This is a genomic window from Stenotrophomonas sp. RS-48, assembly GCF_030053245.1.
In the GTDB taxonomy this organism is placed as follows: Bacteria; Pseudomonadota; Gammaproteobacteria; order Xanthomonadales; family Xanthomonadaceae; genus Stenotrophomonas; species Stenotrophomonas maltophilia_P.
Genome location: NZ_JASGBV010000021.1, coordinates 1 through 15,880 on the forward strand (window position 1 = coordinate 1; position 15,880 = coordinate 15,880).

At 68.2% G+C, this 15,880-nt stretch carries 16 protein-coding genes; 13 read left to right on the forward strand and 3 right to left on the reverse strand.

Going from position 1 to position 15,880, the window contains the following annotated elements:
• Window positions 1-162: 162 nt before the first annotated feature.
• Complete coding sequence (locus tag QMZ25_RS05155; RefSeq protein ID WP_065181234.1) at window positions 163-504, reverse strand: hypothetical protein; 342 nt, start codon at window positions 502-504, stop codon at window positions 163-165.
• 181 nt (window positions 505-685) lie between these two features.
• Here QMZ25_RS05155 and QMZ25_RS05160 point away from each other — a divergent pair, with 181 nt between their 5' ends.
• Window positions 686-826: a hypothetical protein gene (locus QMZ25_RS05160; RefSeq protein ID WP_181452099.1), complete on the forward strand. Its 141-nt coding sequence runs from the start codon at window positions 686-688 to the stop codon at window positions 824-826.
• 84 nt (window positions 827-910) lie between these two features.
• On the opposite strand, the gene QMZ25_RS05165 is transcribed toward QMZ25_RS05160, so the two are convergent.
• Window positions 911-1,195 carry a hypothetical protein gene (locus tag QMZ25_RS05165; RefSeq protein WP_065175865.1) on the reverse strand — a complete coding sequence of 95 codons (285 nt, stop codon included), beginning with the start codon at window positions 1,193-1,195 and terminating at the stop codon, window positions 911-913.
• A gap of 28 nt (window positions 1,196-1,223) precedes the next feature.
• Window positions 1,224-1,991 (reverse strand): MipA/OmpV family protein, encoded by a 768-nt coding sequence (locus QMZ25_RS05170; protein WP_053519970.1) that lies wholly within the window; start codon window positions 1,989-1,991, stop codon window positions 1,224-1,226.
• A gap of 137 nt (window positions 1,992-2,128) precedes the next feature.
• Here QMZ25_RS05170 and QMZ25_RS05175 point away from each other — a divergent pair, with 137 nt between their 5' ends.
• The 12 genes from QMZ25_RS05175 to pgsA all read left to right on the forward strand — a co-directional run bounded on the left by QMZ25_RS05175 (window position 2,129) and on the right by pgsA (window position 15,698).
• Entirely contained in the window at window positions 2,129-2,800 is a 672-nt protein-coding gene (locus QMZ25_RS05175; protein WP_065175867.1) for a response regulator transcription factor, read from the forward strand.
• Window position 2,801: 1 nt separating this feature from the next.
• A complete protein-coding gene (locus QMZ25_RS05180) occupies window positions 2,802-4,145 on the forward strand; it encodes a HAMP domain-containing sensor histidine kinase (protein WP_053519968.1) in 1,344 nt (447 codons plus the stop codon).
• Window positions 4,146-4,204: 59 nt separating this feature from the next.
• Window positions 4,205-6,604, forward strand: a complete 2,400-nt coding sequence (locus QMZ25_RS05185; protein ID WP_283219224.1) for a DNA internalization-related competence protein ComEC/Rec2 — start codon at window positions 4,205-4,207, stop codon at window positions 6,602-6,604.
• Between the two features lie 3 nt (window positions 6,605-6,607).
• Window positions 6,608-7,276 (forward strand): MotA/TolQ/ExbB proton channel family protein, encoded by a 669-nt coding sequence (locus QMZ25_RS05190; RefSeq protein WP_053519966.1) that lies wholly within the window; start codon window positions 6,608-6,610, stop codon window positions 7,274-7,276.
• A gap of 3 nt (window positions 7,277-7,279) precedes the next feature.
• Window positions 7,280-7,702 carry a biopolymer transporter ExbD gene (locus tag QMZ25_RS05195; RefSeq protein ID WP_053519965.1) on the forward strand — a complete coding sequence of 141 codons (423 nt, stop codon included), beginning with the start codon at window positions 7,280-7,282 and terminating at the stop codon, window positions 7,700-7,702.
• The gene (gene msbA, locus QMZ25_RS05200; RefSeq protein WP_053519964.1) at window positions 7,699-9,447 is read left to right on the forward strand and encodes a lipid A export permease/ATP-binding protein MsbA; all 1,749 of its coding nucleotides are present in this window, start codon (window positions 7,699-7,701) and stop codon (window positions 9,445-9,447) included. The genes QMZ25_RS05195 and msbA overlap by 4 nt, the downstream gene beginning before the upstream one ends.
• Window positions 9,447-10,466, forward strand: coding sequence for a tetraacyldisaccharide 4'-kinase (gene lpxK, locus QMZ25_RS05205; protein WP_283219225.1), 1,020 nt, complete (start codon window positions 9,447-9,449; stop codon window positions 10,464-10,466). The genes msbA and lpxK overlap by 1 nt, the downstream gene beginning before the upstream one ends.
• Window positions 10,467-10,541: 75 nt before the next feature.
• Window positions 10,542-11,315 carry a 3-deoxy-manno-octulosonate cytidylyltransferase gene (gene kdsB, locus QMZ25_RS05210; RefSeq protein WP_111186050.1) on the forward strand — a complete coding sequence of 258 codons (774 nt, stop codon included), beginning with the start codon at window positions 10,542-10,544 and terminating at the stop codon, window positions 11,313-11,315.
• Window positions 11,312-11,800: a low molecular weight protein-tyrosine-phosphatase gene (locus QMZ25_RS05215; RefSeq protein WP_065175871.1), complete on the forward strand. Its 489-nt coding sequence runs from the start codon at window positions 11,312-11,314 to the stop codon at window positions 11,798-11,800. The genes kdsB and QMZ25_RS05215 overlap by 4 nt, the downstream gene beginning before the upstream one ends.
• The gene (locus tag QMZ25_RS05220; RefSeq protein WP_283219226.1) at window positions 11,797-13,209 is read left to right on the forward strand and encodes a hypothetical protein; all 1,413 of its coding nucleotides are present in this window, start codon (window positions 11,797-11,799) and stop codon (window positions 13,207-13,209) included. Before QMZ25_RS05215 ends, QMZ25_RS05220 begins: the two co-directional genes overlap by 4 nt.
• The gene (uvrC, locus tag QMZ25_RS05225; protein ID WP_053519959.1) at window positions 13,206-15,050 is read left to right on the forward strand and encodes an excinuclease ABC subunit UvrC; all 1,845 of its coding nucleotides are present in this window, start codon (window positions 13,206-13,208) and stop codon (window positions 15,048-15,050) included. Before QMZ25_RS05220 ends, uvrC begins: the two co-directional genes overlap by 4 nt.
• 18 nt (window positions 15,051-15,068) lie before the next feature.
• Window positions 15,069-15,698 (forward strand): CDP-diacylglycerol--glycerol-3-phosphate 3-phosphatidyltransferase, encoded by a 630-nt coding sequence (gene pgsA / locus QMZ25_RS05230; RefSeq protein WP_065181239.1) that lies wholly within the window; start codon window positions 15,069-15,071, stop codon window positions 15,696-15,698.
• The last annotated feature ends 182 nt before the right edge of the window (window positions 15,699-15,880 follow it).

Consider the following 15,880-nt stretch of genomic DNA (forward strand, 5'->3'; position numbering starts at 1 on the left):
TTAGCTCAGCGGTAGAGCACTACCTTGACATGGTAGGGGTCACAGGTTCGAACCCTGTACCGCCCACCACCTGGCTCCCGGCCCTGCCGGTGCAGCGGTGGTAATACGAAAGGCCGGCCATCGCCGGCTTTTTTCATGGGCGCATGCAATGGCCGCGTGATGTCACGTCCGCGTGGCCCGGTGGTCAATGACGAGCGTCCGCCGTATCCGCCAGTGCCCATCGATACGCTCCCACAGCTGGATCATGCGTGCCTCGCCGACGATTTCGCGATGGCCATCGGCCTGTTCCTGCGACAGGCACTGCTGTCCCACCCGCAGCAGTCGATCCTGGCGCAGGTGGAAGAGCCGCAGGCTCGCAGGTTCCAGTTCGCGCTGCATGGCGGGCTGCGCCACCCTCGTCGATGATCCGGACTGTAGGGGCAGATCGACCAGCACGGGCTCGTCGGCACTGGTGGCGTGACCGAACGCGCCAGCGCACAGCAGCAACAGGGCAAGCATCGGCATGGCACGGTGCTCCAGCGGGAAAGTGCAGGCAGACTGGCACTTCGCCGCCGGGACCACAGCCGGCCTGCGACGAACGCCCGGATTGAGCCGCCAAACGCAGCCAGGCGCCGATGAATCCGCACCGGGCAGGCGTAGACTTGCGGCGCCCGCGCAATCGCGGCCATCACAAGGAGCAGCTGCAATGAGCGATCACGTTCCCGTTTCCAGGCCCAACCCGCTGCTCGAACTGTTGTTCGGCGGCAACATGCTGGCAGGCACGTTCAAGGCCGTGGTCTGGGTGGCCATCCTGTGTGCAGTGCTGGCCTGGACGACCTGCCGCTGATGGCGCACCTGCGTGCCGGCGTGCCGCACACTCGGACACGCGTGGCCCGCATCGGCTGCGGACGGGTGCCGTTCTGGGGGGCGGTCAGGCGCTGAAGGCCTGGCGCAGGCTGCGCAGTGTCGCCTGGCGGTGCTCCGTCGTGCAGGGCTCACCCATCTCCAGTTCCTGCAGGCGAAGGCCGATCAGGGTCATCGACAGGGCGTAGCCGCGTGCCGCGTCGGCTACCTTCGACAGGCCCACTGCACGACGGGTCAGTGCATCGACGTGGTCCAGGTCCGGCAGAAGGCCGAGATACGCGCGTTCGGCGCTGTCCAGATCGGGGGCGCGCAGGATCGCGTGCGCATCGGCTGCGGGGCTGGGGGAGGCCATGGGGATTCCTCGTCCGGGGAGCGCTCGGTCAGAACGAACGCATCAGGGAAATGAAGGCGGATGTCTGGCTGCCACGGCGCGCCATCGGGCTGTCCTTGACCGCATCGCCGAACCATTGGTTGGCCACTACGCCGGTGGCGCGCCATCTGCTGCCCAGTGGCGTGCTGACCGCGATCTGCACGCTCGGCGAGGTGGCGCTGCCGGGGCTGTAGGCGGCCAGGCCCGAACGCAGTGCTTCCTCGTCGCTGATGCCGTAGTAGTAATCGAGCAGGCGCGCACTGGAATGCACCACTCCGGCCCTCGGCACCCAGGTGAAACGACCGGCCTGCAGCGGATAGCTGTAGTACAGGCTTGATTCCAGGCCGCCACCATGGCCGCTGATCTCGCGCATCACACTGGCTTCGACGATGCCCCAGTCGGCGCTGTATTCGGCATTGATGCCTCCCATCGCCGACATCTGCCGGCTGTGCAGGCGGCGCAGCTGTGGATCGTTCACGTCATCGGTCTTGAAGCGCAGCGTGTAGGGTGTGAGCGCCGCCGACAGGCGCAGGCCCTCGCCCTTGTACAGGTACATGCCCAGCGAGCCGGGGCTGGCGAAGAAGCGCTCGCCCTGCCAGGAGAGGGCGGGCACGACCAATGGCTTGACGTCGTAGTGCGCGTAGGCGCCCGATGTCGCGCCGACCGTGATCCCGGCCTTCACGCCGGGTGTCTGTTCCGCCGCCTGGGCCAGCAGCGGCATCGACAGCACGGCGGAGAACAGCATCGGGCGCAGCAGGGCAGAGGGCGACAAGGGCATCGATCGACAGCTTTGCAGGGGATGAGGCTGCATGCTGCGGTGTCAACATTGTCGCAACATTGCGTCGATGCATACGGAGCGCGACGGGGCCCTGGCTGGCACAATGATCCGAACCGTTTCCCGCAGCAGAGACCTCCATGCGCATTCTTCTGGTCGAAGATGATCCCGACCTCTCGCGGGCCCTGCAGTCCGGGCTGGAGCGGCAGGGCGTGGTCGCCGACGTGGTCGGCAGCCTCGCCGAAGCCGCCATCGCGTTGCGCGAACCGGTGCACCAGCTGATGCTGCTCGACCGCCAGCTGCCGGACGGCGATGGTGCCACCTTCGTCGCCACCGCACGCACGTTGCGGCCGAATCTGGCGGTGATCATGCTGACCGCCAAGGGCACGCTGTCGGACAAGGTCGAGGGCCTGGATGTCGGTGCCGATGACTATCTGGTCAAGCCGGTGGCGATCGAAGAACTGATGGCACGCATCCGCGCGGTATCGCGTCGGCCATCGGCGATGGTCACCCCCAGCCTGCGGCTTGGGCAGCTGGAATTCGACTTCGAATCGCTGCAGGCGCAGGTGCAGGGCCAGACACTGGCACTGCCGCGCCGCCAGGTGCTGGTGCTGCAGGCGCTGGCGATGCGGCAGGGGCGCACGGTCACGCGCAGCGCATTGGAGGCGGCGGTCTACGGTTTCGATGACGAGATCCAGTCCAACGCGCTGGATGCGCACATCTCCAAACTGCGCAAGGCGCTGCAACAGGCGGGCGCTGGCGTGGAGATCCATGTCATCCGCGGCGTCGGCTACCTGCTGGCGGAGGCCTGACATGGCGCGACCGATCCGATCGATCACCCTCGGCCTGGCCTGGCGGTTGTTCCTGGCGCAGGCGTTCACCGTGCTGTTCGCCGTGGTCGCACTGATCCTCACCTGGGGTGACAAGGATTCCTGGGGCATGGACATGTTCACCGCCGAGGCGGTGGCCAAGGCCGTGCACAGCCAGGATGGGGGCCTGGCGCTGGACGAGGCACGCTGGCAGAAGCTGGATGCGCGCGCCGGTGGCAACCTCTGGTTCGCCGCCGTCGATGACCGGGGAGCCTGGCTCGAGCGTGGCAAGGTACCGGCGATCCATGCGCCGCTGCTGGCGCGGCTGCCGACGCTGGGTGCCACCGAACTGGGTTCACTGGTGCCGCCCTATCTGGACGTGGCGCGGGTGATGATCCGCAACGAGGACGGGCGTCGCATCACGGTGATGGTGGGGGGCGCACCGAAGGGCGGCCTGCTGGATGGCGCGCTGATGGTGCTGCGCCTGATTGGCCTGTGGTTCTTCCTGCCGCTGATCGTGGTCACCCTGCTGGTGATGCCGACCGTGATCCACCGCGCGATGCGAGGTGTCCGACGCTCCGCGCAGCAGGCCAAGGAACTGGACATCGGCCAGCCGGGCGCGCGGCTGGACGCGCAGCTGGTCTCGACCGAGGTAGCACCGCTGGTGGAGGCGTTCAACGATGCCATCGACAAGGTGCAGCAGGGCTATGCGGCGCGTGACAAGTTTCTTGCTGATGCCGCGCATGAGCTGCGCGTGCCGATTGCCGTGGTGCAGGCGCGCCTGTCGCAGCTGCCGCAGGGCGAGTTGAAATCGCAGTTGCTGACCGACATTGCTCGCCTGGGCAACGTGGCCGAGCACCTGCTGGATCTGCAGCGGCTGGATCGCAACACCAGTGCGATGCAACGGTTGGATCTGGCCCTGGTGGTGCGCGAAGCGGCGGCCGAACTGGCTCCGCTGGTGGTGGGCGCCGGCTACGGTTTCGAGGTGGACGCACCAGAGACGCCGGTGTGGATCCACGGTGACAGCCTGGCGCTGGGGCGGGTCATCGCCAATCTGGTGCACAACGCCATCGTTCATGGCGGCGGGCGTGGCACGATCTGCGTACGTCTTGACCGGACCGGTCTGCTGGAAGTCAGCGACCAGGGCGCGGGCGTGCCGGTCGGCGACCGCGAGGCGATCTTCGAGCCCTTCCATCGACTGCGTGCGGCGGGCAGTGGCAGCGGGTTGGGCCTGCACCTGGTCAAGGAGATCGTCCAGCATCACGGTGGCTCGGTCAGTGTGGGTGAAGCCGTCGGCGGCGGCGCCAGCTTCCGGGTCAATTTCCATCGCGGCAGCGTGCGGCGCTGACCGCTGCGCGGGTCGTTGCCTGATAGGAGGACAGGGGCAGCACGCGGCAGGCTGATGCGATGGCCGCCGATACTCCGTTGCCCGCTCCCATTGGCGGGGTCTGCACTGCCGCGTTCGTCAGCGGCGCCCTGGCGTGCGTGCTGCTGCCCGCGTTGCCACCGCTCTGGAGCTGCGCGCTGGCGAGCACCGTGGCCGGCCTGGGGTGGGCGCTGCCGTGGCGCGGCCGCGCGGTTGCCGCGCTGCTGTTCGGCGCAGCGTGGGCGGCCCTGCATGGTCAATGGACGCTGCAGCAGCAACTGCCGCCGGCCATGCCGGTCCGCGATGCCGTGGTCAGCGGGCGCGTCGTCGATCTGCCGGTAACGGCGGGCGGCCATACCCGTTTCGTCCTGCAGGTCGGCGATGTACCGGGGCATCCCGCACTGGCGGGCAAGCGCCTGCAGATCACCTGGGGCGATCCATGGCCCGGAACCCGCACGCGCGTTGAGGGTGGGGGCCGTCATCAGGTCCGTGCGGGGGCGCAGTGGCGGTTGCCGTTGCGGCTGCGGGCGCCACGCTCGCGGATCAATCCTGGCGGCTTCGACGCGGAACGTCATGCCGTGCTGGCCGGCATTGCCGGTCACGGCACGGTGCGTGCAGCGGGCAGTGCGCGTGAACTGCAGGCGCCGGACGGGCTGCTGGCCTGGCGCGAGCGCAGCAGCGATGCGATTGCAATGCAGGTTCCCAGCCCCGCATCGCGCTTCATCCGCGCGCTCGCGCTGGGCGATACCCGATGGCTGTCCGACACCGATTGGAATCAGTTACGTGCGCTGGGGCTGACCCACCTGATCGCCATCTCGGGCTTCCACGTGGGCCTGGTGGGTGGCTGCGCGGCACTGCTGTGCAGCGCAGTGTGGTGGCTGTTGCCGTCGCTGGCCCGTCATTGGCCGCGTCCGCAGGCCGCTGCGTGTTCCGCCGCGCTGGCAGCGGCCGGCTATGCCCTGGTGGCCGGCGCGGAACTGCCGACCGTACGCACGGCGTTGATGATCGGGCTGATCGCCCTGGCACGCGGGGGGAGGCGACCTCCCGACGTGGTCCAGGCCGTGTCACTGGCGGCCCTGGTGCTGCTGTTGCCAGCACCACTGTCCGTGCTGTCGGCCGGCTTCTGGCTCAGCTTCGGTGGCGTGCTCTGGCTGCTGTGGTGCCTGCCGACGGCAAGCGCCGACAGTGTGGGGGGCCGCCTGCAGGCCTTCTTCGCGGCCCAGGGGGTGGCCAGTCTCGGCCTCCTGCCGCTGTGCGTGGCCCTGTTCGGAGGCGCCGCGCGCCTGGGGCCTCTGGTCAATCTGCCGGTCATCCCGTGGTGGAGCCTGCTGGTGGTGCCACTGGCACTGCTTGGCACCGCTCTGGATGCCCTGTACAGCGGGGCGGGACGATGGCCCTGGCGCGCAGCGTCCTGGCTGTTCGACCTCAGCTGGCAGGCCCTGCAGCCGCTGGCAGACCACCCGCAGGCGATGTGGTGGCTGGCCGAGGCTCCGGCGTGGACCGTGCCAGCGGCCTTGGCGGGCCTGTTCTGGTGGTTGCTGCCGCGCGGGGCCGGCGGCGTGCTGGCCGGCGCGCTGCTGTGCCTGCCGCTGTCATGGCCGTCACGTGACATACCGGCTGCCGGGGAGGTGCAGCTGCTGGTGCATGATGTCGGGCAGGGCACGGCGGTGCTGGTGCGCACGGCACGGCATGCATTGTGGTACGACGTCGGCCCTGCGATCGGTGGCGATGGCGATGAACGGGTCCTGCTGCCGGCCGTACGTGCGCTGGGTCAGGTGCCGCCCGGTCGCGTGGTGCTCAGTCATGACCATCTGGATCACACCGGCGCACTGCCGCGGCTGCGCCGGCAGCTGCCGCACCTGGAGCTGCTGGCACCCCCAGGCAGCAGCCTCGACGGTGCCGGCAGCTGCCATCGCGGCGTTCGCTGGCGGTGGGACGGGGTGGACTTCGAGGTGCTGCATCCCGGGCCCGACGTGCCGACGGCCGGCAACGAGGACAGCTGCGTGCTGCGCATCGCCAGCGCACATGGCGTGATCCTGCTGGCCGGCGACATCGGCGCGGCGACCGAACGGCGCCTGGTGGAGCGGGCGCCCGGCGAGCTGCGCGCGGACGTGGTCCTGGTTCCGCATCATGGCAGCGGGGGCAGTTCGGATCCGGCCTGGGTGGCAGCGGTGGCTCCCCGGCTGGCCGTGGTCTCGGCCGGGCACCAGAACCGTTTTGGCCACCCGAAACGTGACGTGGTGCAGCGCTGGCGCGCCGTGGGCGCCGAAGTGCTGGCTACGGCCGAATCCGGCGCGATCCGCATATGGCTTGGCGCACAAGGCCTGCAGCTGCGTGAACAGCGCATCCACGCGGCCCGGTGGTGGGATGCCGCTGGGCGGGCGCGGTCGGCTGCTATCCTATCGCCGATCGAACAGGCGGCCGCTGGGCCGGAGGGTTGAAACGTGTGGGAACTGGTCAAGGCCGGTGGCTGGCCGATGGTGCCGCTGCTGCTGTTGGGCGTACTGGCTTTGGCAATCGTCCTGGAGCGCTTCTGGTCCCTGCGGCGCGCTGAAGTGCTGCCACCGGGGCTGGGCCAGGAAGTGCGCAACTGGGCTGCGCGCGGCAAGCTCGATCCTGCCCATCTGCAGACGCTGCGTGCCAACTCGCCACTGGGAGCGCTGCTGGCCGCCGCGCTGGAAGCACGCAATCGTCCGCGCGACCAGATCCGCGAGCGCATCGAGGACACCGGCCGCCACCTGGTACACCGCATGGAGCGGTTCCTCAACGCGCTCGGCACCATTGCCTCGGCCGGCCCGCTGCTGGGCCTGCTCGGCACGGTGATCGGCATGATCCAGATGTTCCTGGGCATCCTCGACCACGGCGTGGGCGATGTGAACCAGTTGGCCGGTGGCATCGGCAAGGCCCTGGTCTGCACCGCCACCGGCATGATCGTGGCGATTCCTGCGCTGATGTTCCATCGCTATTTCAAGGGCCGGATCCACGGCTACGTGGTGGAGATGGAACAGGAAGCCAGCGCGTTGCTGGATACGCTCGATGGCCGTCCCGGCGTGATGGCGCCTGCACCGGCATCGGCTGCACGTGCCGCTGCGCCCGCCCCGGCGAAGGCCTGATCGATGCGTATCGGCAACGACCGATCCCAGGATGAGCCGCATATCGATCTGGTACCGCTGATCGATGTCATCCTGGTGCTGATCATCTTCTTCGTGGTCACCACCACCTTCGATGCACGTTCGACGCTGCAGGTGCAGCTGCCCACCGCCAGCCAGCAGCACAGCGATGAACCACCGCGTTCGTTGAGCGTGCTGATCAATGCCGATGGCCGCTATTTCATCAATGACCAGGAAGTGCTGCGCAGCGACGTCGAGTCGGTCAAGCAGACCATTGCCGCTGTGGCGGGCAGTGATCGCGAACAGACCGTGCTGCTGCGTGCCGACGCGCGTACTCCCTACCAGGCCGTCGTGACCGCGCAGGATGCGCTCGGTCAGCTCGGTTTCCGCCGTATTGCAATCGCCACTGCGCCAGAGGTGCGTCCATGAGTTCCAAACACGCGCCGGTGTGGCCGATCTACAAACGCCTGCTGGGCTATACCCGGGCCTATTGGGTGTTCATGGTGGCCGCGGTCATCGCGATGGTGGTCGAAGCACTGGCCGGCTATCACTTCACCAAGCTGATGGAGCCGCTGGTCAACCGGGGCTTCGTCAACCCGGAGCCGCGCATGGCGGTGATCCTTCCGCTGACCATCCTGGGCCTGTTCCTGATGCGCAGCCTGGCCACCTGGGTCAGCGACTACACGCTGGCCAAGACCGGGCGCAGCGTGGTCCGCGACCTGCGCGAGCAGGTTCTGCAGAAGTACCTGCACCTGCCGTCTTCGCACTTCGACAACGAGGCGACGCCGGTGATGGTCAGCCGCCTCAACTTCGACACCGAGCAGGTCACCCAGGCCAGCGCCGACGCACTGAAGACCGTGGTCGCCGACACCCTGACCATCATCGCCATGCTGGTGGTGATGCTGCAGATGAGCGTGAAGGTGACCCTGGCGATGCTGCTGGTGGTGCCGCTGATCGGCGGCATCGTGTCCTATGTCGGCAAGCGCTACCGCCGCATCAGCCGCGGCATCCAGGACGGCATGGGCACGATGGCGCAGACGGCGGAACAGTCGCTCGCCGCGCAGCAGGAAGTGAAGGTGCATGGCACGCAGGCGCATGAGATCGCCCGTTACTCGCGCCTGGCCAACCGCATGCTCGCGCTGAACATGAAAGTTGAAGTGACGCGTGCCGCCGCGTCCAGCGTAGTCCAGTTCCTCGCTGCGCTGGCCCTGGCGGTGATCGTCTGGGTGTCCACCCGCGAAGCACTGGCCGGCAAGCTCAATGCGGGCCAGTTCATGGGCCTGATGACCTCGATGATGGCGATCATCCCTTCGCTGCGGCGCCTGACCAGCGTGCAGACCTCGATCTCGCGTGGCGTCGCGGCGGCCGAGCGCCTGTTCGGCATCATCGACATGCCGGTCGAGCGCGACGACGGCACGCATGTCGTGCAGCGCGTACGCGGTGAACTGTCGTTCGAGCACGTGATGCTGCGTTATCGCGAAGACAGCGGCATCGCCCTGGATGACATCAGTTTCGTTGCCAGGCCCGGAACGGTCACCGCCATCGTTGGTCGTTCCGGCAGCGGCAAGACCAGCCTGATCCGGCTGGTGCCACGGTTCTACGAGCCCAACGGCGGCGTCATCCGGCTGGACGGCGTACCCCTGGATGACTATCCGCTGGCTGACCTGCGCCGGCAGGTGGCGATCGTCGGGCAGAAGGTCATGCTGTTCGACGACACCATCGCTGCCAACATCGCCTATGGCATGGATGCGACCGACGAGCAGATCCGTGCCGCGGCCGAAGCGGCCAATGCCTGGGAATTCATCGCACGCATGCCACAGCAGCTGCAGACGCCGGTGGGCGAGAACGGTGCGCTGCTGTCCGGTGGCCAGCGCCAGCGCCTGGCGATCGCCCGCGCGATCCTGCGTGATGCGCCGATCCTGATCCTGGATGAAGCCACCGCGGCGCTGGACAATGAATCCGAACGGCTGGTGCAGGACGCGCTGCAGCGACTGATGCCGGAGCGCACCACGCTGGTGATCGCCCACCGCCTGTCCACCATCGAGCACGCCGACCAGGTGCTGGTGATGGATCACGGCCGCATCGTCGAACGTGGCACCCATCATGAGCTGCTTGCCATGGGTGGCCTGTACCAGCACCTGCACAGCATGCAGTTCCGCGAAAGGCAGGACTGATGGCAGGCAAGGGTACCCAGACCCCGCCGTACTGGTATGACGGCAGTTCGGTTCCATGGCCCATGCGCCTGCTGGCTCCGTTGTATGCCGGCGTCACCGCGCTGCGGCGACGCCTGTACCAGCGTGGTTGGCGCAAGCGCCACACGTTGCCGGTGCCGGTCATCGTGGTCGGCAACATCACCGCTGGCGGCACCGGCAAGACGCCGTTGACCATCGCCCTGGTCGAGCGTCTGCGCGCGGCCGGCTGGACGCCAGGCGTGGCGAGCCGTGGCTATGGCCGCGAGAACGCCGACAAGGCGCAGTGGGTAAAGGCCGATACGCCGGTTGCAACCGGCGGCGATGAGCCGGTGCTGATTGCCTGGAAGACCGGCGTGCCGGTGCGCGTCGATCGCGATCGGGTGGCGGCGGGCCGTGCGCTGATCGAGGCCGGTTGCGATGTGATCGTCTGCGACGACGGCCTGCAGCACTACCGGCTGGCGCGTGACATCGAAATCGAAGTGGTGGATGCGCAGCGCCGCTACGGCAACGGCCGGATGATCCCGGCCGGCCCGTTGCGCGAGCCGGTCAGCCGCGCTGCCGAGTGCGATTTCCGCGTGGTCAACCTGGGCCAGACGGATGAGGACGGCGCGGCGCAGGCCTGCGGATTCGGTCAATGGCCGATGGCCCTGCATATCGACACCGCACAGCCTCTCGCGGGGGGGCGTGCGCGCCCGCTGGGCTATTTCAAGGGCCAGCGCGTGCATGCCGTGGCGGGCATCGCCCATCCACAGCGCTTCTTCGACATGCTGCGTGCGCGTGGCATCGGCGTGGTGCCGCATGCCTTCGCCGATCACCATGCCTACCAGCCGCAGGAACTGTCCTTTGGTAGCCAGCTGCCGGTGTTGATGACCGAGAAGGACGCGGTGAAGTGCCGCGCGTTCGGCAATGACTGGTATTACGCCGTGCCGTTGCGCGCTGAACTGCCTGCCGCGTTCTGGGTGGCGCTGACCGATCGCCTGGACAAGCTGCGACCGAACTGAGCGGCCGGGCGACGCTTGCAATCAGGCGCCGCTGGCCACATTCCCGTTGTAACGAGCCTGCCGAGTACTGCCCGCATGACTGAATTCGTCGTTGCCATCCCCGCCCGCTATGCCGCCTCGCGGCTGCCGGGCAAGCCGCTGCGCCTGCTCGGCGGCGATCCGCTGGTGCTGCATGTGGCGCGCCGTGCGCTGCTGGCTGGCGCGCGCGAGGTATGGGTGGCCACCGACGATCAGCGGATCGCCGACGCACTGGCGGGCCTGGGCGAAGTGAAGGTGGCGATGACCGCCGCATCGCATGCATCCGGCACGGATCGCCTGGCCGAGTGCGCGCGCATCGCCGGCTGGGACGACGACACCGTGGTGGTGAACCTGCAGGGCGATGAGCCGTTCGCGCCGGCGGCCGGCATCCGCGCCGTGGCCGAGGCGCTGGTCGATGGCGCGGCGCCGATGTCGACCCTGGCTACGACGGTCGAGGACGCCGAGACCTTGTTCGATCCGAACGTGGTCAAGCTGGTGCGCAATGTGCGCAACGAGGCGCTGTACTTCAGCCGCGCCCCGATCGCCTGGCACCGGGACGGTTTCGCACGCAGCCGCGAGGCCCTGCCTGAAGGCCACCAGTGGCTTCGTCACATCGGCATCTACGGTTACCGCGCCGGCTTCCTGCAGCAGGTCGCGGCGATGCCGCCGGGCCGGCTGGAGCAGATCGAAGCGCTGGAGCAGCTGCGCGTGCTGGAAGCCGGCTTCCCGATCAGCGTCGCCATCTCGCCTGAAGCGTTTCCGCCTGGCATCGACACCCCGGAGGACCTGGAGCGGGCCGAGGCGGTGCTGCGGGCCATGACCCCGCAATGAAGCTGCTGGTCGTCTGCCTGGGCAACATCTGCCGCTCGCCGATGGCCGAGGGGGCATTGCGCGCGCGCCTGGAGGCATCCCCATTGGCCGGCCGAGTGCAGGTCGATTCGGCCGGCACCGGCGACTGGCACGTGGGCGAGCCGCCGGACCGGCGGGCGATCGCCTGCGCAGCCGGCCATGGCGTTGACATCAGCGGGCTGCGTGCCCGCCAGCTGCGCGCCGATGACTTCCAGCGCTTCGACTGGATTCTCTGCGCCGATGAGGCCAACCTGCGCGATGCCGGACGGTTGGCCACCGCGCAGGAGCGCCAGCGCCTGGCCCTGTACCTGCCATGGTCAGGCGGGCAGGGCGCGGCCGCCATTCCGGATCCGTACACCGGTGGCAGCGATCATTTCGAGCAGGTCTGGACCCTGGTTGACCAAGCGGCAGAACGTGCGGTGGCACGACTGTTGCATGACGTCGACTCCGGCATAATCAGGGCATGAACGCCCAGCCTGTCCCGGACCTGCCCGAGTTCGCCACCTGGCTCAATGCCACCCCCTGCACCCTGGCGGAACTGCGCGGCCGGCCGGTCGCGCTGCTGTTCGTCAACGCTGCCTCTGCCTGGAGCGCACAACGTCTGGCCGAGTTCGGCCAATGGCTGTCGCGCCATCCGGGCAAGCTGCAGCCGCTGGTGCTGCAGGTGCCGCGCTTCGACTTCGAGCGCGACGCCGATGCCGCGTTGAAACTGCTGCGCCGCCAGGGCCTGACCGCCCCGGTACTGCTGGATGCGGATTGGGACGGCTGGCGCCGTTTCGGCGTCACCGCGTGGCCGACCCTGGTCCTCCTCGACGCGCAGGGACGCGAGCGGCAGCGGCTGGTCGGGCAGGGCGCTGCGGGCGAGCTCGAGCGCGCGCTGAACGCACTGTGCGAGGGTGCACCCTCGGCCCCGCCGCGCGGTGGCAACGAGCTGCACCCCGAGCCGCGGCATGCGTTGCGCTTTCCGCTGGGCCTGGCGGTCAGCACCGAGCGCCTGTACATCGCTGACAGCGGCCATCACCGCATTCTCGAATGCAGCCATGGCGGCCGCGTGCTTCGTCAGTTCGGGCTGGGGACCGCGGATTTCATGGATGGCAATCTGGCCGAGGCCGCCTTCCACAGGCCGCAGGCACTGGTGCTCGAGCGCGACGCCCTGTACGTCGCCGACACCGGCAACCACGCCATCCGCCGGATCAACCTGTTGACCGGTCTGGTCGACACTCTGTGCGGCAATGGACGCCCGGGCGCGCCGGTGGAAGGGCCTGTCGCCCAGCCGCGGCAGGTGCCGCTGGATCATCCGGTCGGCCTCGCCATCGCCGACAACCAGCTGCATATCGCCATGGCGGGTGACAACCGGATCTGGAGCTACCACCTCGGCCAGCGCAGCCTGCAATGGCGCGCCGGCAGTGGCGCGATCGACGAGCGTGACGGCAGTGGGCATCTGGCTGCCTTCGCGCAACCCACCGCGCTTGCCGTAGTACAACAGGTCCTGTACGTGGCCGACGCGCTGGGGTCTTCGATCCGCGCGCTGCAGCTGCGTGGGGATCTGGTGCAGACACTGCTCGGGCAGGGCACATGGCGCTTCGGTGAAGCCGACGGCCCGCGTGCCCACGCCAGCCTGCAGTTCCCGCAGGCGATTGCACTGAGTCCGGGCGCACCGCTGCTGTGGATTGCCGATACCGGCAACGGTCGCCTGCGCACGCTGCGCCTGGGCGGCGGCGAACTGACCACACAACCGCTGCCACGGCGCCTGCATGGCCCGGCCGGCCTGGCCGTGGGCGCGGGCGCGGTGTGGATCGCCGAGACCGACGCGCACGCCGTGCTGCGTTTCGACCCTGACAGTGGTGTACTCAGCGAAGTACCGATCAGCGAATGACCGACGTCCCCGTCCCGGCCTTCGACGGCAAGGCCTTCGCGGCCCAACTCAGTACCGCCCCCGGGGTGTACCGCATGTACGCCGCCGACGACACCCTGCTGTACGTCGGCAAGGCACGCGCGCTTCGCAACCGCGTGGGCAGCTATTTCAATGGCAGCCCGAAGAACGCGCGGATCATGTCGATGATCTCGCAGATCACGCGGATGGATGTGACTGTCACGCGCTCGGAGGCCGAGGCGCTGCTGCTGGAAAACCAGCTGATCAAGTCGCTGGCACCGCGTTACAACGTCTCCCTGCGTGACGACAAGACCTACCCGCACGTGCTGCTGACCCGCGAGGAATGGCCACGCATCGCCCTGCACCGGGGGCCGCGTGCGATCCCCGGCCGCTATTTCGGGCCGTATCCGGGTGTCACCGCGGTGCGCGAGACGCTGAACCTGATGCACAAGCTGTTCAAGCTGCGCAGCTGCGAGGACAGCGTGTTCCGCAACCGCTCACGGCCGTGCCTGCAGTACCAGATCGGCCGCTGCAGTGCCCCCTGCGTCGAGCTGGTACCGGCAGGCGAGTATGCCGAGTCGGTGCGCCGCGCGGCGCTGTTCCTGGAAGGCAAGAGCGATGAGCTGACCCGGGAACTGGGTGAGCAGATGCAGGCTGCCAGTGAAGCACTGGAGTTCGAGCAGGCCGCGCGCCTGCGTGATCTGATTTCGTCGCTGCGCAGCATGCAGACCCGCCAGTACGTCGATGGCCGCGCCGCCGACCTGGACGTGCTGGCCGTGGCCATGCAGGGATCGCAGGCCTGCGTGCTGCTGCTGGCATTCCGCGATGGGCGCAACCTGGGCACCCGCCCGTTCTTCCCCCGCACCAATGGCGAGGACAGCCCGCAGGAAGTGCTGGCGGCGTTCGTCTCCCAGTACTACATCGAGTTCGAGCCACCGCGCGAGATCCTGCTGGATCGCGAGATTCCGGATGCCGATCTGCTGATGGCCGCGCTGTCTGCTTCGGCCGAGCGCAAGGTGCAGCTGAAGTGGAACGTGCGCGGCGAGCGCGCCGGTTATGTAGAGCTGGCCAGCCGCAACGCGCAGCTGACGCTGGCCACCGAGCTCAACAGCCGCAACGCGCAGCACGTACGCAGCGAAGCCCTGCGCGAGATGCTGGGCCTGGCCGAGCCGGTCAAGCGCGTGGAGTGCTTCGACATCAGCCACACGCTGGGTGAGGCGACCGTGGCGTCCTGCGTGGTTTTCGATGCGGCCGGTCCGGTGCGTGCCCAATATCGCCGCTACAACATCAGCGGCATCGAGCCGGGCGACGACTATGCCGCCATGCGTCAGGCCATCGACCGCCGCTTCCGCCGTGCCGTGGAAGAGCAGGGCGTACTGCCCGACGTGCTGCTGATCGACGGTGGCGCCGGCCAGCTGGCGCAGGCGCAGGCAGCGCTGGCCGACCTGGGCGTGGAGGGCGTATTGCTGGTGGGCGTGGCCAAGGGCGTGGAGCGCCGCGCCGGTCATGAGGCGCTGGTCATGCCCGACGGCCGCGAGCTGCGCCCCGGTGCCGCCAATCCCGCCCTGCAGTTCATCCAGCAGGTGCGCGATGAGGCGCACCGCTTCGCCATCACCGGTCACCGCGGCCGCCGGCAGAAGGCGCGCATGACCAGCAGGCTGGAAGACATCCCGGGCATCGGCCCGCGTCGTCGTGCCAGCCTGCTGAAGCATTTCGGTGGGCTGGTCGGCCTGAAGGCGGCCGGTGAAGCGGAGATCGCCAAGGTGGAAGGCATCAATGATGCCCTCGCGGCCCGTATCTACGCTAACCTGCACGGGTTGGCCACGCCCGATGCGGCCGATTAGAGAGAGAAGCGCGCAAGCATGAAGTTGACCCTGCCCACCTGGCTGACGCTGTTGCGGATCGTGATGATCCCGGTGCTGGTGCTGGTGTTCTACCTGCCCTACACCTGGACCAACTTCGCTTCGGCGGCGATCTTCGGCTTGGCCGCGATCACCGATTGGCTCGATGGCTGGATCGCCCGCCGCTATCAGCTGGAATCGGCGTTCGGCGCCTTTCTCGACCCGGTGGCGGACAAGTTGATGGTGGCGGTGGCGCTGTTCCTTATCGTGCAGGGGCATCCGACGCCGTGGATGGCGTTCTGGGCCGCCGTCATCGTTGGCCGCGAAATCGCGGTCTCGGCATTGCGCGAATGGATGGCCGAGCTTGGCCAGCGTGCCAAGGTGCGGGTGGCGATGATCGGCAAGGTGAAGACAACCGCGCAGATGGTTGCGCTGCTGTGCCTGCTGTACTCGGTGGCGCCCAGCGTGGCGGTCGAGGACATCTGGATGGGCTGGCCGATCTTCCACATCGGTGACTGGACGCTGGCCATCGCGGCGGTGCTGACGCTGTGGTCCGGCCTGCAGTATCTGCACGCGGCTTGGCCGAGCCTGCGCGAGGACGAGCGTGCCGCACGCGAGCGCTCACGACAGAAGAAGCTGGGCAGCGGTTGATCGGCGGCACACCGGATGCCCATCCGGGTGCGAAGGGCGCAGGTGCTGGACGCGCGCGGTTGAAAAAAGGCCTTGACGCTCCTTCCAGAATGGGTAGAATTTTGCCTCCCAAGCGGGAATAGCTCAGTTGGTAGAGCGCAACCTTGCCAAGGTTGAGGTCGCGAGTTCGAGTCTCGTTTCCC